Below are 21,818 nucleotides of genomic sequence, written 5' to 3'. Positions count from 1 at the left end.
GATTTGAGGAATGGCTCGGCACTGAAAACCCGGACCCCTTGTTTTTTTGGTCAAATTGCCCAAAACGGTAGAGCATTGGCGGCGAATCAACCGCAGATCTTGAGCGCGGACCACGCGAAATTCCCGACCGATCGACATGGCCGTGCCAACTGGTGGCAGTCTCCAGCATGGACGACCCATTGTGATGGTAATTGCCGGTCGAGGGGTGCGAGCGGCTGAAGATTTTGATAGGCCACGTTCGATAGCCGCCTACCGGAAAGGCAGAATGATGGATCAAGCCATAGAGAGCGAGATCGCGTTCATCCGCGTCATCAACTCCAACTCGCGTTCGCAGTTCACTCCGGGCAGTCGGACGCGTTCAATAGATCCAATGAAGAGTGAGTTGCTGCGATGGCGATGATCGCACCCGAACGCCAACTGGAAGAGGCGCTTGTCACGAAGCTACGGGACCTCAAGTATGAGTATCGCCCCGATATCCGCGATCGAGTCACGCTTGAAGCAAACTTCAGGGCAAAATTCGAAACCCTAAATCGTGTCACACTCACCGACGGCGAGTTCCAGCGACTCCTGGACGAGATCGTGACACCGGACGTGTACGAAGCCGCCCGATCTCTCCGGAACCGGGAAGCCTTCATTCGCGACGACGGCACACCGCTGAACTATACCCTCGTCAACATCAAGGACTGGTGCAAGAACGTCTTTGAGGTTGTCAATCAGCTCCGCATTAACACGGACAACAGCCATCACCGCTACGACGTCATACTCCTGATCAACGGCGTACCCGTCGTTCAGATCGAGCTAAAGACACTCGGTATCAGCCCCCGGCGGGCGATGGAGCAGATCGTCGACTACAAGAACGACCCCGGCAACGGGTACACCAAGACGCTTCTCTGCTTCCTCCAACTCTTCGTTGTCAGCAACCGCACTGACACCTGGTACTTCGTCAACAACAACGCACGACACTTCGCCTTCGACGCGGACGAGCGGTTCCTGCCGATCTATCAGTTCGCGGCCGAGGACAATACGAAGATCACTCACCTCGACGACTTCGCCGATCGGTTCCTCGCTAAGTGCACGCTTGGCCAGATGATCAGCAAGTACATGGTCCTCATCGCGAGCGAGCAGAAGCTCCTGATGATGCGCCCGTACCAAATCTACGCCGTGAAGGCGATCGTTGACTGCATCGATCAGAACTGCGGCAACGGGTATATCTGGCACACGACCGGCTCGGGCAAGACGCTCACCTCCTTCAAGGCCTCGACGCTCCTCAAGACCAACGAGAGCATCCACAAGTGCCTCTTCGTCGTCGACCGCAAGGACCTCGACCGCCAGACCCGCGAGGAGTTCAACCGTTTCCAAGAGAACTGCGTCGAGGAAAATACCAACACCGCTGCGCTCGTCCGCCGCCTCCAGTCCGACGACTACGCGGACAAGGTCATCGTCACGACCATCCAAAAGCTTGGGCTCGCCCTCGACGAGAACAGCAAGCACAACAGGCAGAACATTGCTCAGGGACGGTCAACGTTTAAGCAGCGGCTCGAGCAGCTTAGAGACAAACGGATGGTCTTCATTTTCGACGAGTGTCACCGGTCTCAGTTTGGCGAGAACCACAAGGCCATCAAAGAGTTCTTCCCGAACTCGCAGCTCTTCGGCTTCACTGGCACCCCGATCTTCGAGGACAACGCGACGGTTAAGCAGATCGAAGGAGACGTCGCCACCCTTCGAACGACCAAGGATCTTTTCCAGAAAGAACTTCACGCCTACACCATCACTCACGCGATTGAGGACCGGAATGTCCTCCGGTTCCACGTCGATTACTACAAGCCCAAGGACGCCTCTGCCTTCAAGCCGGGCCAGGCTCTCACGAAGCAGGCGGTCGCCCAAGCGATTCTCGATAAGCACGATGCCGCAACCGGAGGCCGACGCTTCAATGCATTGCTCGCTACCGCCTCGATCAATGACGCTATCGAGTATTTCGAGGTCTTCAAGACGCTCCAGGCCGAGCGCCAGGCCGCCGATCCCCAGTTTGTCCCTCTCAAGATCGCCGCTGTCTTCTCGCCGCCTGCTGAGGGCAACAAGGACGTGCAGCAGATCCAGGAAGATCTCCCTCAGGAGAAGGAGGACAACCGGCACGACCCCGAGGGAAAGAAAGCCGCGCTCAAAGCCATCGTCGCTGACTACAACCAGCAGTATGGCACGAACCACGACATCAACAACTTCGACCTCTACTACCAAGACGTCCAGCAGCGCATCAAGGATCAGCAGTTCCCCAACCGCGACCTGCCTGGCAAAGGACGGGAAAAAATAGACGTCACCATCGTCGTAGACATGCTTCTCACCGGCTTCGACGCCAAGTATCTTAACGCGCTTTATGTCGACAAGAACCTCAAGCACCACGGCCTGATCCAGGCATTCTCCCGCACCAACCGTGTTCTCAACGCGACCAAGCCCTACGGGCACATTCTCGATTTTCGCAATCAGCAGGACAGCGTCGATGCCGCCATCGCTCTCTTCTCCGGCGCCCAGCCCGATCGGGCCCGCGAGATTTGGCTGGTCGACAAGGGGCCCGTTGTCATTGAAAACTTCAAGCAGGCGGTCTCTGCACTCGGCGAGTTCATGCAGTCGCAGGGTCTCGAAGCCAAGCCTGACCAGGTGAACAATCTGATGGGCGACGACGCTCGTGGTCAGTTCATCAAGCGCTTCAAGGAGGTCCAGCGCCTCCAGACGCAGCTGGACCAGTACACCGACCTCACCGACGATCAGCGGGAGCAGGTCGAGCAGGCGCTTCCCAAAGACGACCTCCGCGCCTTCCGCGGCGTTTATCTCGAAACTGCCCAGCGCCTCAAGGAGCAACGGGGCACGCCTGGAAAGGACGGCGAGCCTGCCAACCCCGAGGTCGACCAGCTTGACTTCGAGTTCGTCCTCTTCGCGTCCGCCGTCATCGACTACGACTACATCATGAAGCTGATCGCCAAGTACTCCGGACAGGATCCCAAGAAGGTCCAAATCAGCCGCGAGCAGCTCATCGGGCTGATCCAGTCTGACGCTAAGTTTCTCGATGAGCGGGAGGAGATCACCGAGTACGTCCTCTCACTCAACGAGGGCGAAGGCCTCGACGAGGCCGCTATCCGCGCCGGTTACCAGCAATTCAAGGCCGAGAAGCAGGCCAAGGAGATCGCCAACCTTGCTCAGGCCCACGGCCTAGCCACCGAGACCCTCGCGGCCTTCGTCGAGACCATCCTACAGCGAATGATCTTCGATGGAGAACAACTCACTGACTTGATGGAGCCACTCAACCTCGGTTGGCGTGAACGCCGCGAGCGCGAACTTGCCCTCATGGTCGACCTCGTTCCGCTCCTAAACAAGCGGGCCCACGGCCGGGACATTTCGGGACTTAACGCCTACGAGCACGGGGATGTGCGATGACCGTCGATACGCCACCCCACCTTGTGCCGAAGCTGCGATTCGCAGAGTTCGTTGATGATCCGCCTTGGGAGTGCACCGCCCTGATGAAGTTGGCGAACCGAGTCACGCAGCGAAGCACTCGCGGTGCTGAGCTTAGGGCCCTGACCAACTCTGCAGAATACGGTATTGTCGATCAGCGGGAGTACTTCGACAAGGACATCGCTACGAACACAGACAACTACTATATCGTTGAAACTGGCGACTACGTCTACAATCCCCGCACCTCTTCTGCCGCTCCCGTCGGACCCATCTCCAAGAACCGGCTGGGAACAGGCGTCATGTCCCCCCTCTACACAGTTTTCCGCTTCCGGAACGACGCCAACGATTTCTTCGCTCACTATTTCAAGTCGTCCCACTGGCACGGGTATCTGCGGCTGGTGTCCAACAGCGGCGCTCGACATGACCGCATGGCTATCACCTCCGACGACCTGATGCGGATGCCTATCCCAACTCCAGCATCGCAAGAGCAACAGAAGATCGCCGACTGCCTCAGCTCGTTGGATGACCTAATCGCGGCCGAGGACCGGAAGCTCGAAACCCTGCAGCAACACAAGCAAGGGTTGATGCAGCAGCTCTTCCCTCTGCCTGGCGAGACCGTGCCTCGTCTTCGCTTCCCCGAGTTTAAGGACTCGCCTGTGTGGAAAGAGGAGAGGCTTGGAGACATGGTCACAATAGTGAGCGGCAAAAGCCCGTCTCAGTATACGCTATTCTCTCAAGGCAACTGTGCCTTCGTCAAAGTCGAGGATCTGAACAACTGCACGAAATATCAAGTCTACGGCAGAGAGTATTGCGATGACGTTCGAGATGCGGTGCCAGGTGGTTCGATTCTGTTTCCCAAGCGCGGTGCAGCTATCGAAAATAACAAGATCAGGGTTACCGCGGCAGAGATGCTGATCGACACGAACTTGATGGCACTAACGCCTCACGACACAGCGGCAACAGAGTTCCTATACTACTATATTGTCCGTGTCGGGTTGGCCCAGATTGCGGATACCTCAAGTATCCCGCAGATCAATAACAAGCACATCATTCCGTATCGCGTGCTTATCCCGAGTGAGACATCAGAGCAGCAACGTATCGGCGATTGCCTCTCTGTTGTCGATGCCGGGCTCGCCGCGCAAGTGCAGAAGCTCAGTGTCCTAAAAGAGCACAAGGATGGCCTGATGCAGCAGCTGTTCCCATCGCTTGATGGGGTTGAACAATGAGCGGGACGCCGAAAATCCATCGGTTCAAGAATTTGACGACTCTCGCGCAAAGGCTCCGTAGCGACATCAATGATTTCCACTGCGTCTTACTCTACGCTTATAATCGAACGGGGAAGACGCGTCTGTCGATGGAATTCAAGGATCAGGGGAAGAGAAAAAGCCGAGGGGCGCCGGATACTCTTTACTTCAATGCGTATACTGAGGACCTCTTTGTCTGGCATAACGATCTTGATGGGGACGCGGATCGGCATCTGACGATCAACGAGAGCTCATCGTTCACTAGTGGTCTTACTGAACTTGCGCTGGACGAGGCCATCGCGGGCTACCTATCGCGCTACGCCGATTTCGATTTTGACATCGACTACAAAAAGTGGATGGTGAATTTTCGCAAAGGTGATGAAGAGCAAATCAAGATCTCCCGTGGGGAGGAAAAAATCTTCATCTGGTGCATGTTCATGGCGATCTGCGAGCGGGTCATTGATGGCCACCCCTCGTATCAGTGGGTGAAGCACCTGTACATCGATGACCCCATCTCGTCGCTTGACGACAACAATGCCATCGCTGTTGCCTGTGACCTAGCGGCACTTGTTCGCAAAGCCGCGACTCGCCGAAGCGCTAACGGCGAGCGAGATCCGCTTAGAACGGTCTTCTCGTCTCACCACGCATTATTCTTCAACGTCATGTGCAACGAGCTTGGACGGACAAGGGAAGATCAAGAGAAGGTAATCATTAAACGATACTTTCTGCACCGACCGAACTCCGAGGGAGTGTTCACCCTACGAGCCACTGGAGATACGCCCTACTTTCAACATGTGGCGACTCTTGCTGAGCTTCGGAAGTGTTTGGAGGCAGGAACCCTTTACACGTACCACTTCAACGCCCTGCGCAGCATCTTGGAGAAGACGGCGAGCTTCCTCGGCCACGACGACCTCCGAATCTGCCTGTCCGGGCTACAGGACGAAGCTCTCTACAACCGGGCTCTGAATCTGCTCAGCCATGGCAAGTACGCAATCAACGAACCGGTCGAGATGGTAGATGACAATAAAGAGTTGTTCCGCAGAATTCTTAATGATGTTCTTGACCGTTTCCAGTTTGCTCTTCCCGAACTTGATCCCGACGTCGCCCCGCAGAGAGTCAATTCATGACCGACCAAGACCAAAAGCAGCTCGGCAAGACGCTCTGGGCCATCGCTGATCAGCTCCGCGGAGCGATGAACGCAGACGACTTTCGTGACTACATGCTCGCGTTCCTGTTTCTTCGCTATCTCTCGGACAACTACGAGCAGGCCGCGAAAAAGGAGCTTGGCCGCGACTATCCTGACCCGAGCGCCATCAGCAACGGCGGGCGGTCCTCCCTGTCGGTCTGGTATGAGCAGAACCTCAGCGATGTGCCAGCCTTCGAGAAGCAGATGCGGCTTAAAGCTCATTACGTAATCCGCCCCGAGCATCTCTGGGCCAGCATCGCCCACATGGCCCGCACCCAGGACGGCGAACTGCTCAACATGCTCCAGGCCGGCTTCAAATACATCGAGAACGAATCGTTCCAGAGCACGTTCTCAGGGCTTTTCTCGGAGATCAATCTCGGCTCCGACAAGCTAGGCAAGACCTATACTGACCGGAACGCGAAACTCTGCACAATCATCACCAAGATAGTCGAGGGTCTCGCGGAGTTCTCCCCGGACAACGATACTCTAGGAGATGCCTACGAGTACCTGATTGGCCAGTTCGCCGCGGGTTCAGGCAAGAAGGCCGGAGAGTTCTACACGCCACAGCGGATCTCGGACATCCTCTCCGCGATCGTTACGCTCGATAGCCAGGAGCCGAAGACCGGCAAGCGTAAGCACCTCGCCAGTGTGATGGACTTCACCTGCGGCTCGGGCTCGCTGCTGCTGAACGTCCGCAAGCGCATGGGCCAGCACGGTATCGGCAAGATCTACGGGCAGGAGAAGAACATCACCACGTACAACCTCGCGCGAATGAACATGCTGCTGCACGGGGTGAAGGACTCGGAGTTCGAGATTTACCACGGCGACACGCTCACGAACGACTGGGACATGCTCCGCGAGCCTAACCCGGCAAAGAAGCCCTACTTCGATGCGGTCGTCGCTAACCCGCCGTTCAGCTACCGCTGGGACCCAAACGAAACGTTGAGCGAGGATATCCGCTTCAAGAACTATGGGCTGGCCCCGAGGTCTGCTGCGGACTTCGCCTTCCTGTTGCACGGGTTTCACTATCTAAAAGATGACGGCGTGATGTCGGTCATTCTGCCACACGGTGTGCTATTCCGCGGTGGAGCGGAGGCAGTCATTCGTAAGAAGCTGGTCGACGACGGCCACATCGACACCGTCATCGGGTTGCCGGCGAACCTGTTTTACTCGACCGGCATCCCTGTCTGCATCCTCGTCCTAAAGAAGTGCAAGAAGCCCGATGATATCCTATTCATCAACGCGTCCGAGCATTTCGAAAGAGGCAAGCGACAGAATTACCTATCGGATGCGCATATCGAGAATATCATCACCACCTACCAGCAACGCCCGGAGAACATTGACCGCTACGCCAGACGCGTGGCGATGCACGAGATTGAGGCCAACGACTTCAACCTGAGTATCTCCCGCTATGTCAGCACGGCCAAGCAGGAGATCGCAATCGATCTGTCGGCGACACGCCGGCAGTTAGTTGAGATCGAGAAGCAGATTCAGGACTCAACGGCGAGGCACAACACCTTCCTGAAGGAGCTGGGACTGTTGCCATTGCCGGGGCGTGAGGAGTAGTCGAAGCGATTCCTCCCACTGATGAATGATAACGAGGTGTCGAAGCCTGTTTAGTCCCAGGTCGGGGTGCGGAGCGTTTCGCTCGGCATCAAAATTTGAAATTTGGAGGCGTATGTGCTATATAGGTCAAGACATCGCTAATTAATTGAACAAAGGCCCCGCCCGTAGTGGGGCCTTTTTGCGTCTGCCCTAGGCCTCAGCAATCCCGCTGGGGCCTTTTAGTTTTGAGGAGAACGAACGTGAGCATGCTTTTCAACCCCGACGCCCGACGCAGTTATATCGGGTTCCATTTACCGCTGGACCAACTCGCCGCCCTAGAGAATGCGCGGATCGAACTGCGCTTGTCTCGGTCTGAGTTCATGCGGCAAGTCGTGGCCGCGCATCTGCAACAGCTTCACACTGCTGCGGAGTGACCATCAACGAGAAAGCCCATGGCGTTCGCGCGCCATGGGCTTCTCATCCGTCCTTTGTTCAACCCGCTGAGATCGAACCGCAAACATTATGCCTGAAAACCGAGAAAACCACAACGGCAAGACCAAATTCTACGTGTCGCCCACAGAGCGTTTGGACCTGCTATTCGCTCTGACCAAGGCGCAAGCGAAAGAAGAGGCAAAGGGTAAGAAGCACAAGAAGCTCCTGGAGCAAGTCGACCTGTTCGTCATGGTGGCCCTGATCGGCCATCGCAACAACAAAACCGGTCAGTGTGACCCGTCTCATGCGCTGATCGCCCGTGAGATAGGGGTCTCGGAGTCGACCGCGAAGCGTTCGTTCAAGCGACTCACCAATGCCGGCTTCATCGCCACGACCGCCAAATACTTCAAGGGTCTCAAGACCAGCAGCCAAGTCGATATCCAATTCCAGAAGGGTGAACCATGGATCACCAAGCCCGATAGCGATGGGTCACTGACGACCGATCGATCGGTCGCCGACGACCCAACGATAGGTCATGGGTGCGCGTCACGCTCGGTCACAGATGACCTCAACGATAGGTCACCGATGACCCATAAACACAGTGAACTGAACCCAGAGAATGAACACAGTGAAGAGAACACACTGAACGCTCCGCGTTCGGATGGGCCGGCTGGTATTTTGGATGTTGGTTCTGATGATCGAAGCCAAACCACGCTACCGGAGGACGATCGCAGCCGCGAGATCAAACAAGACAGGGTAGCTCAAGACAACGAGCCGGCCGATTTGCCCACGGACTGGCGCAACGAGTTCTGGAACGCCTCGCCGGAACGCAAGAACGTAGCAGCGACTGAGAAAGCGCTGATTGCCGTCGTCAAGGCTGGAGTGAAGTTCGAGGCGATCTTGACCGCCGCTCGGCGAAGGTGTCGGACAGAGAATGTCGGTTACTACCGCGATCCGGTGAAATGGTTGGCCGATGAGCCGTGGAAGGATAACCACAAGCCAGTACCAAAGAGGGAGCCTGTAAAGCGCGCGGCGATCTGACCCCACCCTATGACGGCATGCCGGTCCATCCTGCGATGGTCCGGCGGATCGCCCTATGCGCCCTACGTGGTGCCGCGCTCTCGAAGGCGCCACCGATTGCCGAGAGCCACCATGACCATGACAGCCACCACGACCATCAATCAGGCCAGCAAGCCCGCCGGAGCGCCGCCCAGACGTTTGCTCCGATAGTGAGCCGCAGAGGAGCACAAATCATCGAAACGCCCCCCAGCGCCCGCAGCATTGGCGATAAGACCTCGAAAAGCTAGTGAAGATGCCTAGATGACGACGTAAAGCTCCCACCTGGAAGATGATCCGGAGGTCAGATCGTGCGTGCCACAGTCCTTTTCACCTGCAAGACCGATGACTGCCCCGCATACGACAAGGCTGTCGACCTTTCAAAGGAGCCGATTTTCTTTGACCCCGAGTGCGCTCACTGCAAGGGGCCGGGCAAGCTTCAAATCATTGCGAGCGACGCTTCTTTCACATCGAAGGAAGGGTATGTCGAGTTCGTCAAGGCTTGCATGCAGGAGAAGAAGCTCCTGGAGCGGCTGCGGGGCGCAGGAGCGCTGGATGGGGATGATCAGAAGCGGATCGAGTACGTCTCGGCGATCGTCGAAGACGCCGTCTGTCCGTGCTGCCTCAAACCGCTGCCCGCCGGTTAGCTGCCCCTATGCGTAGCGCGTTCGAGTTGGCGCCGACCAGCGACGACTGGATCCACAAGGTCAAATACGACGGCTGCTGCTGCGCAAGTTTCACATCCTTAAAAAGAAGCTAATTAATTTCACTTGCGCCAATATATCTCCCTTTTCTCCCCAGGCAGCTGCCTTTGACAATTACGGGGTATGCCCCCATAATATGCACTACCTTGCCACAGATACGAACGATGGCAATTTCGGCTCCCTAGGGGAGCCGTTCGTATTTCTAGACCCCAATCAGCATCTCTCCACCGCCCGTCGCGCCACACTGGCCCGGCGGGATTCTGTAATTTAGGAACCAACGAAAATGAAACGACGATTCTGCCCGGAGTCGGAGGCGTTGATCACGTCGCCAATGAGGCCGGCCGCTTTCACAATGCCCGAAGTGTTGCTCGCTGCTATCGACAAGGCAGCCGCCGCCGACGATCCGAGCGCGCCAAATCGAAGCTCGATTGTCCGCCGCGCCGTGATCCAGTTCCTGCGTCGTCAGGAGGCCGCGTGATGACAGACCACCTCGAAGACCTGATTGCGAAGGAAGCGCGCAGGCAAGGCCACCAGCCCAACCAGGACGCCATACGGCAGGCCGGCATCGATCTCGCCGGAGCTGCCATGACCAGCCAAGGACTGATCCACCTTCCGGGCCGTGGCGCGATCTCGCCCGCCGACTTCGTGCGCTCGCTCCGCAGCACTATGCCGGCCGCATTCACGCCAGCGACCGACAACAAGCCGACCGGCAACTTGACGGACGAGATGCGCCGGGAAGTCGCCTCCAATCGTAGAGAGCGAGCGTTGCCGGCCGACTGGCTGGCCCGGCGCCAGAACGCCACGGGTGTTACACTTGAGCACATGGCAGAGCGGGAACGGGATTGGCGATGAGAACCCGCGATCTACCACCGGGCTTCCCGGTGCCCCTCTCGCAAGCACAGCGTATCGAGCGCTTACAGGACCGGCTTCGCGCCGCCCGCTTGGATGCCGTTACGGCACAGACCCCAGAACGACGCCAAGAGGTGTCCGACGAAATCGACGCGATCGCGTTTGAGTGGAACAAGGAAAACCGGAAATGAAACGACCTGGAATCATCGCCCGGCAGCACGCCGCGCAGCTGAATGCCGAAACGTATGACGTCGATGACAATGTGCGAGAGGCGAGGGCAGCCGCGCTGCTAGACCTAGATCGACGTCGCCGCCTGTCGAGCGCGGAGCATGCTGTGGCGGAGGCGGAGGATCGGCTCAGGTACGCACGTCGCGACTTCACCGCACAGGAGATGGCACTGGCCGATGCGCGGGCTCGGCTGAGGTCTGTTCAGGACGAAATGACCGACTAAGATCGGACGGCGGTTTCGCCTCACTCCAGAGGGCCGCCGTCCATTCGGAGGCGCGGTGATCGATATGAGACTCGCAATGCTGCTTACTACTGCTGTGGCTCTCGCCGCGCCTCCAGCCCTCACGACAGCTATGGCAGGCCCGTATCCAGTGCCGGACCGCGATGGCCGGGAGCGTATCCCGCGCACCGGCACCTGCCCAACCGGATACGTTGGTAAGGGCGCATTTTGCGAGGCGCTGCACCAGGACACGCCGCACGCCTTCCCGGTGATCCCGGGCAAGACCTGTCCGCCCGGAACGTTCCGCAGCGCGGATGCGTGCAAGGCGTTCAGATAATTGATCAGGCTGTCTTCTGATCCTTCATGCGCTTGACGACCTTCGCGATCGTCGCCCGGCCGCATCCAGTCGCTTTCTGGATATCGCCCCAGGACATTTTGGAATTCAGCATCCCCTCGATGCCGGCATTGCGATCCACGTTCTCAGGCCGCCCCTTGAACTTCCCTTCCGTCTTGGCCTTGGCAATCCCTTGCGCCTGACGGCGGCGCCTGTCCTCGTAATCCTTCCGTGCGGTCGCGGCCAGGATGTCGAGCACCATGCCGTTCACAGCCGCCAGGACGCGGCCAGTGAAGCTATCCGCGTTAGCCCCTATGAATTGGTGCGACGTTGGCAGATCAATAGCGACGATGCGGACGCCCTTGGCATCGATCATCGCCCGCAGTTTCTTCCAATCGGACTCGTCGAGTCGGCTCAACCGATCAACTTGCTCAATCAGGAGTACGTCCCCCTCCTGCGCATCGGATAGCAGCTTGAACAACTCAGGCCGATCAAGTTTCGTGCCAGACTCGTTCTCGCGATACCACGTGGCGATCTTGAGCCCGTGGTCCTTGGCGAAGGCTTTCAACTGGCCCTCCGCCCGGTTCGCATCCTGATCCTGAGTGCTGGCCCGAAGATATGCACGAACGAACATTGGAAACCCCTGAGTTCCGTTTGAGTGGTTCTCTTATATGAGTTCCGTTTGAGTAGTTCAAGAACTGTTTTCCCGAACCTTTGAGGCGGTGCTGCTGGGATATACCCAAAGCGAACCGACCTGGCCCTCATCACACCGCCGCTTGGCTCCTGTGCTACCGCCCCGCCATGCATGGTCAGGCAGGCCGACCAGGCATGTGTGGTCACAGCCCGCCGCCATGCTCCTCGACTATTGAAGGTGAACGCCTGTATGCCTTCTTCGTGAGTTCCAGAATGTCGCTCGACACAAGCCGCCGCTGTCACCACTGCGAGGAAGAGTTTGCGCCAGACGAGCTGCAGGTTCTCGCACCGCCCGCCGGTGACGGCGAACTGATCTGCGCGCGGTGCGTCGAGATCATACTCAGGCGGGCCATCGCGAAACTCCCTCGCCAGAACTGACGCCGCCCCGGGGCGCCAAGCTGCACCACCACGCCAACCATCATCCGCTTGCATGAGACGCTGTGAGGTTTCCCAGCGGTGCCGCGCGGGCGGGGCTGCGAAGCTGTCAGTTTTTTTGACCGCATGGGGGCTGGGTCGGCCGACCGCCCCAGACTTCGATTCCACAAAAGACGAATTTCGGGCCGCCCCCCGCCTTCTAAAGACCCCCACCATCAACCGGTCGCGTTCTCAGAGCGCGCCCTAAAAGAGCAATTAACGAGGAACGACCTTGTCCGAGAACTTGAACGTCCGCGCAATCCTGACCGCGACCAACGAAATGTCGCCGGTCCTCAAGAGTGTGCTCGCCGACCTGCGCAAATTCGAGTCCGCTGCCAAGCGCATCAGCAATGCCTTCAACGGGGCTGGCGAAGCCGGCATGAAGTCGATGGCCGGTTTTGATCGCACCATCCGCGCTGCCAGCGCACAACTGAAGGGCATGGAGAACCTCAGCCGGTCCGCAGCACGCACCTATGCTGCTGACTGGAATCGCGCCAACACCCAGCGCCTGAACGACACGCGCCGGACCTACGCCACGCTTGAGCGACTTGAGGCTGGCTACCAGCGGCAACTAGCTCGCAGTGCTGCCGCAGAACGTCGCGTCGGCTCCGGTAGGTCCTACGGTGGTGGTGGTCGTCTGCCCGCGCCGAACGTCCGCACCGTCGCTGCCGGCGCTGCCATCACGGGCGCCGGTCTTGTATCCGCCATCCGGAAGCGCATGGAAGTGCAGGCAGCGGAAGTCCGTGCCGAGATGTTCGGTGACCTCACCAAGATCGAGGTCCAGAAACTTCGAGTGGACTTCGCGGACAAGGCCGGCATCAAGTACGGAGTCGGCAGCACCAAGGTCATCGATACAGCAGTCGAAGGTCTTAAGGCCGGGGTCGCCAAGAAATACGCTGAATCCTTTGCAGACCTCGCTCTGAAGGCACAGGCTGGTCTGGACGTGAACCCGGAAGCGGTTGGCAAGCTGCTGGGCCGCTTGTCGAGTCAGATGCCGTGGAACACGGAGCGCTTCAGTAAAGTTCTGAATGCGGTAGCCGTAGCCAATAACAGCACCGCTGCCGATGGAGGTGAGATCATCGAGGCGATGCGCCGCAGTCTGTCTGCCCTCGCGACGACCAAGATGAGCCCTGAGCAACTTGCCGCTATTGACGCGACCGGTATCTCCCTCGGCGTCCAGCCGTTCAAGATGGGAACGTTCGTTAGCTTTCTGACCTCGCAGATTGCTGGTGCAGATTCTGCCCGTGGTCAGCAAGCGAATGACCTTAACGCTGCTGCAAATGCACTCGGTTTCGGTGGCCGTGGTGCCATGGCTAAGGCCATGCGGGACCGGCCGATGGGAGCCATCCAGCAAATCCTCGACGGTCTCGCCAAACTACCGGAGCGATTGCGAACGAAGGTCGCAAATCAGATCGGCGGCCGCGAGTGGATGGACGAACTACTTACAATTGTATTGGGGCGAGATAAGCTGCGAGACGTGCTGAAGGACATCGAGAGCAAGCCGGGCTTCCTCGATAGGACAGCGTTGCAAAAAATCCGTTCGATGCAGGGCCGGTGGGCGTCGATCAGCGCCGCCCTGGTTCTCGTTTGGGAGAAGGTCGGTGCTGGCCTAGAAAACTGGTTCGATCAGATTTCCGACTCGGTCATCGGCCTGGCGGAGACGTTCGATTTCAACACGATCAAGCAACACGTTGAAGCGCTGATCGATGGCGCTCGCGAGGGCTTCGGGCTGAAGGACTGGGGCGATGCTGTTCGGTCGCTCGCGAGCGAGTTCGACGCCGGCACCGTCGGGAAATGGCGCGCCTTCGGGACCGGCCTTGCTGAGGGCATTCGCGAGTTCGCCAGCGGACTCAAGACCGTATTCTCTGCGCTCGGACTCCTCGCCGGTAAAAATCCGGCCGACGCGCGAGAGATGGGCAATCTGGTCGCGCAGTTGACCGGACTCACCGTGGTGTTGGCGACCTTGTCGCCATTGCTAGGCGTCCTCACGACGCTCGCCCTTGGTTTGACCGGCCTCGGCCAAGTACTCGCCTTCATCGGCAGCAGCGCGGCCGCAGTTGCGTTGCTCAGCATGTTCGCTGCACGGAATCAGGACCGGGGTGTTGCGGACGAACACATCCGCAGGACTGATTCTAACACTGGCCGTCGCGAGTCCTACAAGGATTGGCAGGAACGCATTGAAGAGAAGAAGAAGCTTCGAGGCTACAAGCCATCAGGTGATCCGCTGTTTCAGCCAACGAGCTTCGGCGGAGCGACTGACTTCTCTGGCATGCGCCGCACCAGCGAGCTGTCGGACAACTTGAACAAGTTCACCGGCAAGATCGAGCGCGCGGCGTTCATCAGCAACGGAGCCGGAAGTTTGCAGTATGCCGCCATCACCACTGGCGGCGGCTCCGGCCGCGGCCTGAACCGGTCTGGTGCGAGCTTGGGCGGCGAAGGCCTCATCGGCGGCGTCCCCAACCTGGTGAAGAGCACACCCGGCGCGGCGCTGCCAGACTTCGGAGTCGGCCGTAGTGGCAGCATCATGCGGACCAGTCGTGAACGTGTTGGCGCCATCACGGGTGCCGATAAGGTCCCGTCGATCGGGGGCTCTCTCGATACGACGACGGGTCAGGGTCTCAGCGGCAACAGATACCTCGCCGCTCGACGTGCGCGGTTCCAGAGGGAGATAGACAGTGATCCGACCCTTAGGATGCATCTCGCGGCGATACAGGCCACGGAGGGCATCAGCGGAGGCGGTACCGTCGAGAGCCTGATGAACCGCGCCGACATGGAGGGCAAGACGCTCCGCCAGATGATCGGCATGGATGCCAATGGCGTTCGGCACCTCGGCACCAAAGGTTATCTGAAGGGCAAGCCAGACAGCTTCTATGGCCCCATCCGGCGGGGTGAAATCTATGGAGCGATCCGTAGGCTGCAGGCCAACCCGAAGGAGTTCTCCAAGTACGACGCCTACACCAACCGAGCGCTCGCGGGCAGCCACGTCATTGGTGGTTACACCGACCAGGGCTTACCTACCGATCCCAACGGGTCTCGGCGAACCGGCATCCCCGGTTTCAAGATCAGTCGGAAAGACGGCAACGAGTTCACGGATTGGGTTGGTCCCGGCGGTAGAAGCAAGTCGATAAATTACCGCCATCTCGTCGAGCAGGGCATAGCGCGCAGCAGTGATGCGCCAATCGCAAACGTGCCGACCCCAACCGACATGATCAAGAATGTTCCGATCCCCTCAGCCGCGGGGCCTGGGGCGGGCGCTGGTGACATTCGGTCCGTGCCCGGCAACTTGGCGATCCACATCAACGGCAGCAGTCACGATCCAGAAGCGCTGGCCACACTGGTGCAGCGCCGGATCGACGAAAGCATGAACTGGCGCACGCACGACACCGCAAGCGAGTACGCCTGATCGCTGTCGGGTAAATCATGACTGCCGGGACGGATGTACTCCCGGTAGTGATGGTCGCATTCGCTTGAATGCAAATCGGAAACTGAAACTGCAAATGGACTTGCAAACGCAGCTTCATCACAATGCCGCCGACCACTTCACCACCAACAAGGTTTATTCCCATGATCCAATCCAATCGCGGCTACAGCATCGCGAACGAGAACGGCCGGCATGTCGCCCGGTCGACCGATGGCGACGACCTCGCAATCCATTCAGTCTATCTGCCCCGTGTGCTGGACGCTGTGGACGCACTCTGGAAGGTGCTCAACAATATCCGATCGCTCAGTGACCTCGATCAATCTGCCATCGACAGGATGCCGGCGCCGCGCTGGCTGAGGGAGTGGATTACCCATCCGACCAGCCACGTCGATCTCGATGCCGCCTATGCTCGCGGTGCTTGCTGATGCACTCGATCGAGGAACAAATCTGCCGACTCCTGCCTGCCCTCGAAAATTTGAGCAATGATGATGGCGGAGCTGTCGCGTTCGCCCGTGCTGCCGCTCACAATCTCCGGCATCTGGTTGCTACCGGTGTATTCGGTGCTCTGACCGGTCCGTCGCTTGCGCTGATGCAGGCGATTGCGAGCGACCAGGATTTGAGGTCGGCTGATCGCGCCGTTGCTAAGGTGTTGCTCGCCGCGCTCGACCCTGAGCGGAGAGACGCGCAGCTATCGCAGCCGGCGATCTGCCAGAGGACCGGCTTTAGCCGCAGCACGGTGCTGAGGTCGATTAGGCGTCTGGCTGAGGCCGGCTATTTCGTCGTGATCGAGCCTTCGCCCGAGGAGCTATTTGACGGGGACCACGCGCGTCGATATCGGCCGCAATTCGTGGGATAGCGGCAATCACACGGGCCATGGCCATCACTGTCACGTCACCGTAATCCTCGCCGGAGGTGCGCGGCGCGTGTCCTTGTATGGCGTCAACGACACGGTGATCCAGCCCGAGGTTTCGAGCGATCGTCTTGAGGCGATGCCGCCAGCCATGGTTGGGCTGAACACGATCATCTGTCACCACACTTCTGACGAACGCCACGACACGTTCGTAAGCGCCCTTCGCGAACAGCGGGCCATCGCTAGAGGTCCCAACGAACTTTAAGAAACCCATATCTATCAAGTGCTGATGCACGGGAACCAGCCGGAACAGTCCTGACTTGATGCTGCCCGCAGCCGGGTTGAAGTCGAAGATATGGCGTCCGGACTCCCTGCGAACATCTTCTTTTCGAAGCTGCAGCGCCTCACCAATCCTGCAACCGGTGTAGGCGGCGATGATCGGACCCCATTTCTTGGCCGCAGCGGTCCGTGCGTCCTCTTTCGGTTTCTGCACGTATGAGAGGCAGGCTTCAAATATCGCCTTGGCCTCGTCTTCCGTGAAGCCTTTTGATCGAGTGCGGATTTTCTTCTCCGCCTTGATCTTGATGACGTCGGCTGGATTCTTTATCAGCTTCTTATTGTCAACGGCCCAGCCGAACACTGATCGAATGCCTGGGAGATCACCATCTCGCAAGGATTTGACGGTCACCACCTTGAGTCGAGCATCCTTGAACGTGAGCATGTCCTGGTCGGTTACGCGGCCGGCATCGTCATGACCAAGATGCTTGATCAGCCTATCCACCGCCCCCCGGTAGGTATCATGAGTTTTTCGTGAGCGGCCCGTGGCCTTTGCTTCCTGCCACCAAAGATCAAACAGCCCGGTGATTGTATGCTTCGGCTTGGCCTCTGTGACGCTCTCGATGGACGGAAAGCGAAGCGCCTTGATGTCGGGTGTATAGTCTCCCTCTGCATTACGGCGGAGCTGCCAGCCAGCATCTAATGCAGCGGTGCCCACGAGATGCAGGAACCGGCGACGGTCACTCTGAGCAAGATGGATGCGCTGTCGGATTAACACCCAATCGCCGATCAAGCCGAACCGGTCCTCCAAGCTATCGAACTGGCCGGGCGGGAGGGCATTCACAGACGCGGTGAGATCCCCCTCACCAAACAGCTCCATTGCAGTCGTCATCTCGTTCGGCATGAGCGCGGCAGGTGGCGGAGACTGTATGCGGCCCTCCAGCGCCGCGCGATGTAGCGCCTTGTGAAAGCTCCAGGGGCCCGGGTCGCCGGGACTGTCGGAATGGATTTCGTTGTAAATCCGGTACGCCTCGCCAGACAGAGCGACCAAGGCCTTGTGCGAGAGAGTGACGGGATCAGCTTCTGTCAGTTCGAACAGTCGGCGAAGATGATCCAGTGCCTTCGCCTGCCGCGCCTCCGCAAGAAGCCGATCATCCGTTTCTAGGCTGAATGAAACATCGTTCCCGATCTTCACCACCTTGATAAAGGGGCGTTCGGTGCCGAGGCTGAGGAGCACGCGCTTGCCGCGGAGCTGAGCGACGACTTTGGTGGGGACGCGAACGCGGAACTGGGGGATGCTGGATCGGGCGCGAGTGGACATCGAGAAGTTCAAGGAAACCATTGGTCTGTGTGGCACTTTCGTGTGGCACTCAGGACCGAATTTCCAATAAAATCAACATATCCAATAGGATAGATGGTGCTGCCAGACAGGATTGAACTGTCGACCTCTCCATTACCAATGGAGTGCTCTACCACTGAGCTACGGCAGCATGCCCGGGAAAAATTGAATCGGCCTCGAGGGCCCGTCCAAGCGGGCGGTTCTTGCCACAGGCCTCCCTTTCGCGCAAGCGAAACAGCGCCCCTCTTGCCGATGAAATGGGCGGAAATTGGCGTTCCGTCGATCGATTCCGGCCAATCTGGTCGATTTGGGCCCGATTGGGTTCCCGATCCGGCCGGAAGCTCCTGATCCGCCACGCCGCCGAATCATGCCACAGACTGCGCAACTGGCCGACCGGGCAGGGTGCGCGGGCGCCCGCCATTGGCTATGGTCGCCTTGAGGCGACGGCGGTTCGAGAGTTTGCAATGACAGGCGAGCAGGACAGAGGCGGCGGGCAGGCCGGAGCCCGCGTGAAGGATTCACGACAGGATCGCCTCAAGCTGGCGCTGCGCGAAAATCTGAAGCGGCGGAAATCGCAGGCGCGCGGTCGTGACGATGCCGCTGCTTCCGAACTCGCCGACCGCTCGCCAGATGACGGCTCGCTGGATGACGCCGGCGGAAACGAGCCGGGCCGCTAACCCGACTCCTAATGTGTGATGCAACGAGAAGCGGGACGCCGAAAATGGCTATCGATGAGACGACGATCAACCGGCTGAATGCCACCGCCTATGCGTTCCCGCGCCATGAGCAGACCTTTCCGACCCTGACGGCGCATGAGATCGAGCGGATCCGCCGCTTCGGCGAGCCGCGCTCGTATCAGGACGGCGAAGCGCTGTTCGAGACCGGCACGCCCGGTCCCGGCATGTTCGTGGTGCTGTCGGGCAACGTCGCGATCACCCAGCGCGACGGTCTCGGCCATGTCACGCCGATCATCGACCAGGGACCGGGGCAGTTTCTTGCCGAGATCGGCCAGCTCTCCGGCCGCCCGGCGCTGGTCGACGGTCATGCCGACGGTGTTGTCGAGACGCTGCTGCTGCCGCCCGAGCGGCTGCGCGCGCTCTTGGTCGCCGAGGCCGATCTCGGCGAGCGCATTATGCGGGCGCTGATCCTGCGCCGCGTCAGCCTGATCCAGGGCGGCGCCGGCGGGCCGGTGCTGATCGGCTCCGCCTCGGTCGGTAACATGGCGCCGCTGCAGAACTTCCTGACGCGCAATGGCCAGCCGCATCACGTGATCGATCCCGAGACCGACAAGGATGCCGCCGACCTCGTCGCGCGCTACTCGCCGACCCGCGCTGAGCTGCCGCTGGTGGTCTGTCCCAACGGCACCGTGCTGCGCAATCCCTCGGAGACCGCGCTGGCGATGGCGCTCGGCATGATCGGCAACAGCACGCAGGACAAGCTCTACGACGTCGCCGTGGTCGGCAGCGGCCCGGCCGGGCTCTCCACCGCGGTCTACGCGGCCTCCGAGGGCCTGTCGGTTGCGGTGTTCGATGCCCGCGCCTTCGGCGGCCAGGCCGGCGCCAGCATGCGGATCGAGAACTATCTGGGCTTCCCGACCGGCATCTCCGGCCAGGCGCTGGCCGGCCGCGCCTTCAACCAGGCGCAGAAATTCGGCGCCGAGATGCTGATCCCGGTCTCGATCAAATCGCTGGACTGCACGCAGGCGTCGGGCGCCTTCGCGCTTTCAACCGGATGCGGGCATACGCTGCGCGCCAGGTCGGTGGTGGTGGCCAGCGGCGCGCGCTATCGGAGGCCTGCGATCGACAATCTCGAGAGCTATGAGGGCCGCGGCGTCTGGTACTGGGCCTCGCCGATCGAGGCGCGGCTGTGTGCTAACCAGGACGTCGTGCTGGTCGGCGGCGGCAACTCCGCAGGCCAGGCCGCGGTGTACCTGTCGGCGCATGCGCGCAGGGTCAACATGATGATCCGCGGCGGCGGGCTCGGCGCCAGCATGTCGCGCTATCTGATCGAGCGCATCGAGGCGACGCCGAACATCGAATTGATGTTCAACACCGAGGTCATCGGGCTCGACGGCGCCGAGACGCTGGAGCGCGTGCGCTGGCGCAGCCGGCTCGCGCCCGACGAGTTCACCATGGATATCCGCAATCTCTTTTTGTTCGTCGGCGCCGACCCGGCGACCGGCTGGCTGGAAGGCTGCGGGGTGCAGGTCGACCGCGGCGGCTTCGTGATGACCGGCATGCAGACCGGCGAGGGCGCGCGCGCCGTGCCGCTGCTCGAGACCACGGTGCCCGGCGTGTTTGCGGTCGGCGACGTCCGCTCCGGCTCGGTCAAGCGCGTCGGCGGCGCGATCGGCGAAGGCGCCCAGGTCGTCGCCGCCCTGCACGGCTATCTCGCCGATGCGGGGAGTCCGTCGTTGTAGCTTTTTCCCGTCATCCCCGCGCAAAGGCTTCGCCTTTGTCGCTGGAGGAGCCGCGAAGCGGCCGTCTCGAAGCATGAATCGGCCCCGCTAGTGGCCGTCGATCCTTCGAGACGGCCGCTGCGCGGCCTCCTCAGGATGACGGGTTAGAGAGACGCACAAGTAGGAGGCCAGAAATGACAACAGGCTGCAGCCATATCGCTGGCATTCAGGACGTCACGCCGAGCGCGCTCGGCTGCGAGGAATGCCTGAAGAGCGGCAGCCGCTGGCTGCATCTGCGGATCTGCCGGACCTGCGGCCATGTCGGTTGCTGCGACGACTCGCCAAACCGCCATGCGACCGCGCATTTCCACGCCACCGGCCATCCCGTGATCGAGGGCTATGATCCGCCGGAAGGCTGGGGCTGGTGTTATGTCGACGAGGTGCTGTTCGACCTGTCGAAGCGCAAGACGCCGCATAACGGCCCGATCCCGCGCTATTATTGATTCAACGTCTCAATTCGCGCACGGGTCGCTGCATCCGATAGGCGCGGGTCGTTCAAAGTTAGCGCCGGAAAAATTTCGGATGAGATGCCGGCCGTCCTGCCACCCAACGTGTGGTAATTCTCCAAGATGCATCGTAACGTGATGCGGGTCCTCAACGGGGAGTGCGCCACATGTCGACGATCGTGCTTGTCCACGTCATCATCAGCCTGATCGCAATTGTTGCCGGTGTGATCGTGATGTTCGGCCTGCTCGGCTCGCGCGCGATGCCCGGCCTGACCTCGATCTTCCTGATCCTCACGATCCTGACCAACGCCACCGGCTTCGTGATCCCGCCCTTGGTGACCGAGAAGCTGCTGCCGTCGCACATCATCGGCGGCCTCTCGCTGGTGCTGCTCGCAATTGCCTGCATCGCGCTGTATGCGATGCAGCTCAAGGGCGCCTGGCGCCCGATCTATGTCGTGACCGCGATGGTCTCGCTCTATCTCAACGTCTTCGTGCTGGTCATCCAGAGCTTCCTCAAGGTGCCGGCGTTGCAGGCGCTGGCCCCTGCGGTGCCGCCGAATCCGCCGTCCGGGCCGGTGTTCGCGGTGGTGCAAGGCATCGTGCTGGTGTTCTTCGCTTTGGTGATCATCGGCGCCTGGCGCCGGTTCAGGCCGGTTACGTTCGCCTGATCATTCTCGTC

The 21,818-nt window shown here is 59.8% G+C and carries 20 protein-coding genes and 1 tRNA gene; 18 read left to right on the top strand and 3 right to left on the bottom strand.

Translation table 11 applies throughout. From position 1 onward, the window contains the following. Positions 1 to 390 precede the first annotated feature (390 nt). The 10 genes from ACVIW0_RS35250 (at position 391) to ACVIW0_RS35205 (ending at position 10,911) form a co-directional block, all read left to right on the top strand. Entirely contained in the window at positions 391 to 3,426 is a 3,036-nt protein-coding gene (locus ACVIW0_RS35250) for a type I restriction endonuclease subunit R (protein WP_461356531.1), read from the top strand. Next, entirely contained in the window at positions 3,423 to 4,670 is a 1,248-nt protein-coding gene (locus tag ACVIW0_RS35245; RefSeq protein WP_461356530.1) for a restriction endonuclease subunit S, read from the top strand. The genes ACVIW0_RS35250 and ACVIW0_RS35245 overlap by 4 nt, the downstream gene beginning before the upstream one ends. Beyond that, positions 4,667 to 5,815 carry an anticodon nuclease gene (locus ACVIW0_RS35240; RefSeq protein WP_461356529.1) on the top strand — a complete coding sequence of 383 codons (1,149 nt, stop codon included), beginning with the start codon at positions 4,667 to 4,669 and terminating at the stop codon, positions 5,813 to 5,815. Before ACVIW0_RS35245 ends, ACVIW0_RS35240 begins: the two co-directional genes overlap by 4 nt. Continuing rightward, the gene (locus tag ACVIW0_RS35235; RefSeq protein ID WP_461356528.1) at positions 5,812 to 7,440 is read left to right on the top strand and encodes a type I restriction-modification system subunit M; all 1,629 of its coding nucleotides are present in this window, start codon (positions 5,812 to 5,814) and stop codon (positions 7,438 to 7,440) included. Before ACVIW0_RS35240 ends, ACVIW0_RS35235 begins: the two co-directional genes overlap by 4 nt. A gap of 245 nt (positions 7,441 to 7,685) precedes the next feature. Beyond that, a complete protein-coding gene (locus ACVIW0_RS35230) occupies positions 7,686 to 7,853 on the top strand; it encodes a ribbon-helix-helix domain-containing protein (RefSeq protein WP_461357518.1) in 168 nt (55 codons plus the stop codon). An 88-nt stretch (positions 7,854 to 7,941) separates the two neighbouring features. Beyond that, complete coding sequence (locus ACVIW0_RS35225; RefSeq protein ID WP_461356527.1) at positions 7,942 to 8,892, top strand: helix-turn-helix domain-containing protein; 951 nt, start codon at positions 7,942 to 7,944, stop codon at positions 8,890 to 8,892. Between the two features lie 326 nt (positions 8,893 to 9,218). Further along, the gene (locus ACVIW0_RS35220; protein WP_461356526.1) at positions 9,219 to 9,554 is read left to right on the top strand and encodes a hypothetical protein; all 336 of its coding nucleotides are present in this window, start codon (positions 9,219 to 9,221) and stop codon (positions 9,552 to 9,554) included. Between the two features lie 534 nt (positions 9,555 to 10,088). Next, the gene (locus tag ACVIW0_RS35215) at positions 10,089 to 10,463 is read left to right on the top strand and encodes a hypothetical protein (protein ID WP_461356525.1); all 375 of its coding nucleotides are present in this window, start codon (positions 10,089 to 10,091) and stop codon (positions 10,461 to 10,463) included. Continuing rightward, positions 10,460 to 10,651: a hypothetical protein gene (locus tag ACVIW0_RS35210; protein WP_461356524.1), complete on the top strand. Its 192-nt coding sequence runs from the start codon at positions 10,460 to 10,462 to the stop codon at positions 10,649 to 10,651. The genes ACVIW0_RS35215 and ACVIW0_RS35210 overlap by 4 nt, the downstream gene beginning before the upstream one ends. After that, entirely contained in the window at positions 10,648 to 10,911 is a 264-nt protein-coding gene (locus tag ACVIW0_RS35205) for a hypothetical protein (RefSeq protein WP_461356523.1), read from the top strand. The genes ACVIW0_RS35210 and ACVIW0_RS35205 overlap by 4 nt, the downstream gene beginning before the upstream one ends. A 338-nt stretch (positions 10,912 to 11,249) precedes the next feature. Here ACVIW0_RS35205 and ACVIW0_RS35200 read toward each other — a convergent pair whose 3' ends face one another. Beyond that, complete coding sequence (locus ACVIW0_RS35200) at positions 11,250 to 11,876, bottom strand: recombinase family protein (RefSeq protein WP_461356522.1); 627 nt, start codon at positions 11,874 to 11,876, stop codon at positions 11,250 to 11,252. 272 nt (positions 11,877 to 12,148) lie between these two features. Between ACVIW0_RS35200 and ACVIW0_RS35195 the strand changes: the two genes are divergently transcribed. The 4 genes from ACVIW0_RS35195 to ACVIW0_RS35180 all read left to right on the top strand — a co-directional run bounded on the left by ACVIW0_RS35195 (position 12,149) and on the right by ACVIW0_RS35180 (position 16,626). Further along, complete coding sequence (locus ACVIW0_RS35195) at positions 12,149 to 12,313, top strand: hypothetical protein (protein WP_461356521.1); 165 nt, start codon at positions 12,149 to 12,151, stop codon at positions 12,311 to 12,313. A 268-nt stretch (positions 12,314 to 12,581) separates the two neighbouring features. Next, on the top strand, positions 12,582 to 15,752 hold the full coding sequence (locus tag ACVIW0_RS35190; protein ID WP_461356520.1) for a phage tail tape measure protein: 3,171 nt from the start codon (positions 12,582 to 12,584) through the stop codon (positions 15,750 to 15,752). Between the two features lie 161 nt (positions 15,753 to 15,913). Further along, positions 15,914 to 16,195 (top strand): hypothetical protein, encoded by a 282-nt coding sequence (locus tag ACVIW0_RS35185; protein ID WP_461356519.1) that lies wholly within the window; start codon positions 15,914 to 15,916, stop codon positions 16,193 to 16,195. Beyond that, positions 16,195 to 16,626 (top strand): winged helix-turn-helix domain-containing protein, encoded by a 432-nt coding sequence (locus ACVIW0_RS35180; RefSeq protein ID WP_461356518.1) that lies wholly within the window; start codon positions 16,195 to 16,197, stop codon positions 16,624 to 16,626. The genes ACVIW0_RS35185 and ACVIW0_RS35180 overlap by 1 nt, the downstream gene beginning before the upstream one ends. Here ACVIW0_RS35180 and ACVIW0_RS35175 read toward each other — a convergent pair. Further along, on the bottom strand, positions 16,520 to 18,217 hold the full coding sequence (locus ACVIW0_RS35175) for a hypothetical protein (RefSeq protein WP_461356517.1): 1,698 nt from the start codon (positions 18,215 to 18,217) through the stop codon (positions 16,520 to 16,522). The genes ACVIW0_RS35180 and ACVIW0_RS35175 overlap by 107 nt on opposite strands. 94 nt (positions 18,218 to 18,311) lie before the next feature. After that, positions 18,312 to 18,386 (bottom strand) — tRNA-Thr (locus ACVIW0_RS35170). 313 nt (positions 18,387 to 18,699) lie between these two features. Between ACVIW0_RS35170 and ACVIW0_RS35165 the strand changes: the two genes are divergently transcribed. From ACVIW0_RS35165 to ACVIW0_RS35150, 4 genes are all read left to right on the top strand, one after another. Beyond that, positions 18,700 to 18,912 carry a hypothetical protein gene (locus ACVIW0_RS35165; RefSeq protein WP_461356516.1) on the top strand — a complete coding sequence of 71 codons (213 nt, stop codon included), beginning with the start codon at positions 18,700 to 18,702 and terminating at the stop codon, positions 18,910 to 18,912. Positions 18,913 to 18,956: 44 nt separating this feature from the next. Next, positions 18,957 to 20,654 (top strand): FAD-dependent oxidoreductase, encoded by a 1,698-nt coding sequence (locus ACVIW0_RS35160; protein WP_461356515.1) that lies wholly within the window; start codon positions 18,957 to 18,959, stop codon positions 20,652 to 20,654. 173 nt (positions 20,655 to 20,827) lie between these two features. Next, entirely contained in the window at positions 20,828 to 21,136 is a 309-nt protein-coding gene (locus tag ACVIW0_RS35155; protein ID WP_461356514.1) for a UBP-type zinc finger domain-containing protein, read from the top strand. 170 nt (positions 21,137 to 21,306) lie between these two features. Then, positions 21,307 to 21,807, top strand: a complete 501-nt coding sequence (locus ACVIW0_RS35150; protein ID WP_461356513.1) for a hypothetical protein — start codon at positions 21,307 to 21,309, stop codon at positions 21,805 to 21,807. Positions 21,808 to 21,818: the final 11 nt, after the last annotated feature.

Source organism: Bradyrhizobium sp. USDA 4454, assembly GCF_054822705.1.
This window is presented reverse-complemented; position numbering and strand designations above follow the sequence as displayed.

What these genes read in the sequence shown, in the direction of transcription:
- ACVIW0_RS35195 (WP_461356521.1), top strand. Translation starts at nt 12,149, where the DNA reads ATGTCGCTCGACACAAGCCGCCGCTGTCACCACTGCGAGGAAGAGTTT.
- ACVIW0_RS35155 (WP_461356514.1), top strand. Translation starts at nt 20,828, where the DNA reads ATGACAACAGGCTGCAGCCATATCGCTGGCATTCAGGACGTCACGCCG.
- ACVIW0_RS35185 (WP_461356519.1), top strand. Translation starts at nt 15,914, where the DNA reads ATGATCCAATCCAATCGCGGCTACAGCATCGCGAACGAGAACGGCCGG.
- ACVIW0_RS35240 (WP_461356529.1), top strand. Translation starts at nt 4,667, where the DNA reads ATGAGCGGGACGCCGAAAATCCATCGGTTCAAGAATTTGACGACTCTC.
- ACVIW0_RS35250 (WP_461356531.1), top strand. Translation starts at nt 391, where the DNA reads ATGGCGATGATCGCACCCGAACGCCAACTGGAAGAGGCGCTTGTCACG.
- ACVIW0_RS35200 (WP_461356522.1), bottom strand. Translation starts at nt 11,876, where the DNA reads ATGTTCGTTCGTGCATATCTTCGGGCCAGCACTCAGGATCAGGATGCG.
- ACVIW0_RS35225 (WP_461356527.1), top strand. Translation starts at nt 7,942, where the DNA reads ATGCCTGAAAACCGAGAAAACCACAACGGCAAGACCAAATTCTACGTG.
- ACVIW0_RS35150 (WP_461356513.1), top strand. Translation starts at nt 21,307, where the DNA reads ATGTCGACGATCGTGCTTGTCCACGTCATCATCAGCCTGATCGCAATT.
- ACVIW0_RS35175 (WP_461356517.1), bottom strand. Translation starts at nt 18,217, where the DNA reads ATGTCCACTCGCGCCCGATCCAGCATCCCCCAGTTCCGCGTTCGCGTC.
- ACVIW0_RS35165 (WP_461356516.1), top strand. Translation starts at nt 18,700, where the DNA reads ATGACAGGCGAGCAGGACAGAGGCGGCGGGCAGGCCGGAGCCCGCGTG.
- ACVIW0_RS35160 (WP_461356515.1), top strand. Translation starts at nt 18,957, where the DNA reads ATGGCTATCGATGAGACGACGATCAACCGGCTGAATGCCACCGCCTAT.
- ACVIW0_RS35245 (WP_461356530.1), top strand. Translation starts at nt 3,423, where the DNA reads ATGACCGTCGATACGCCACCCCACCTTGTGCCGAAGCTGCGATTCGCA.
- ACVIW0_RS35210 (WP_461356524.1), top strand. Translation starts at nt 10,460, where the DNA reads ATGAGAACCCGCGATCTACCACCGGGCTTCCCGGTGCCCCTCTCGCAA.
- ACVIW0_RS35235 (WP_461356528.1), top strand. Translation starts at nt 5,812, where the DNA reads ATGACCGACCAAGACCAAAAGCAGCTCGGCAAGACGCTCTGGGCCATC.
- ACVIW0_RS35205 (WP_461356523.1), top strand. Translation starts at nt 10,648, where the DNA reads ATGAAACGACCTGGAATCATCGCCCGGCAGCACGCCGCGCAGCTGAAT.
- ACVIW0_RS35180 (WP_461356518.1), top strand. Translation starts at nt 16,195, where the DNA reads ATGCACTCGATCGAGGAACAAATCTGCCGACTCCTGCCTGCCCTCGAA.
- ACVIW0_RS35215 (WP_461356525.1), top strand. Translation starts at nt 10,089, where the DNA reads ATGACAGACCACCTCGAAGACCTGATTGCGAAGGAAGCGCGCAGGCAA.
- ACVIW0_RS35230 (WP_461357518.1), top strand. Translation starts at nt 7,686, where the DNA reads ATGCTTTTCAACCCCGACGCCCGACGCAGTTATATCGGGTTCCATTTA.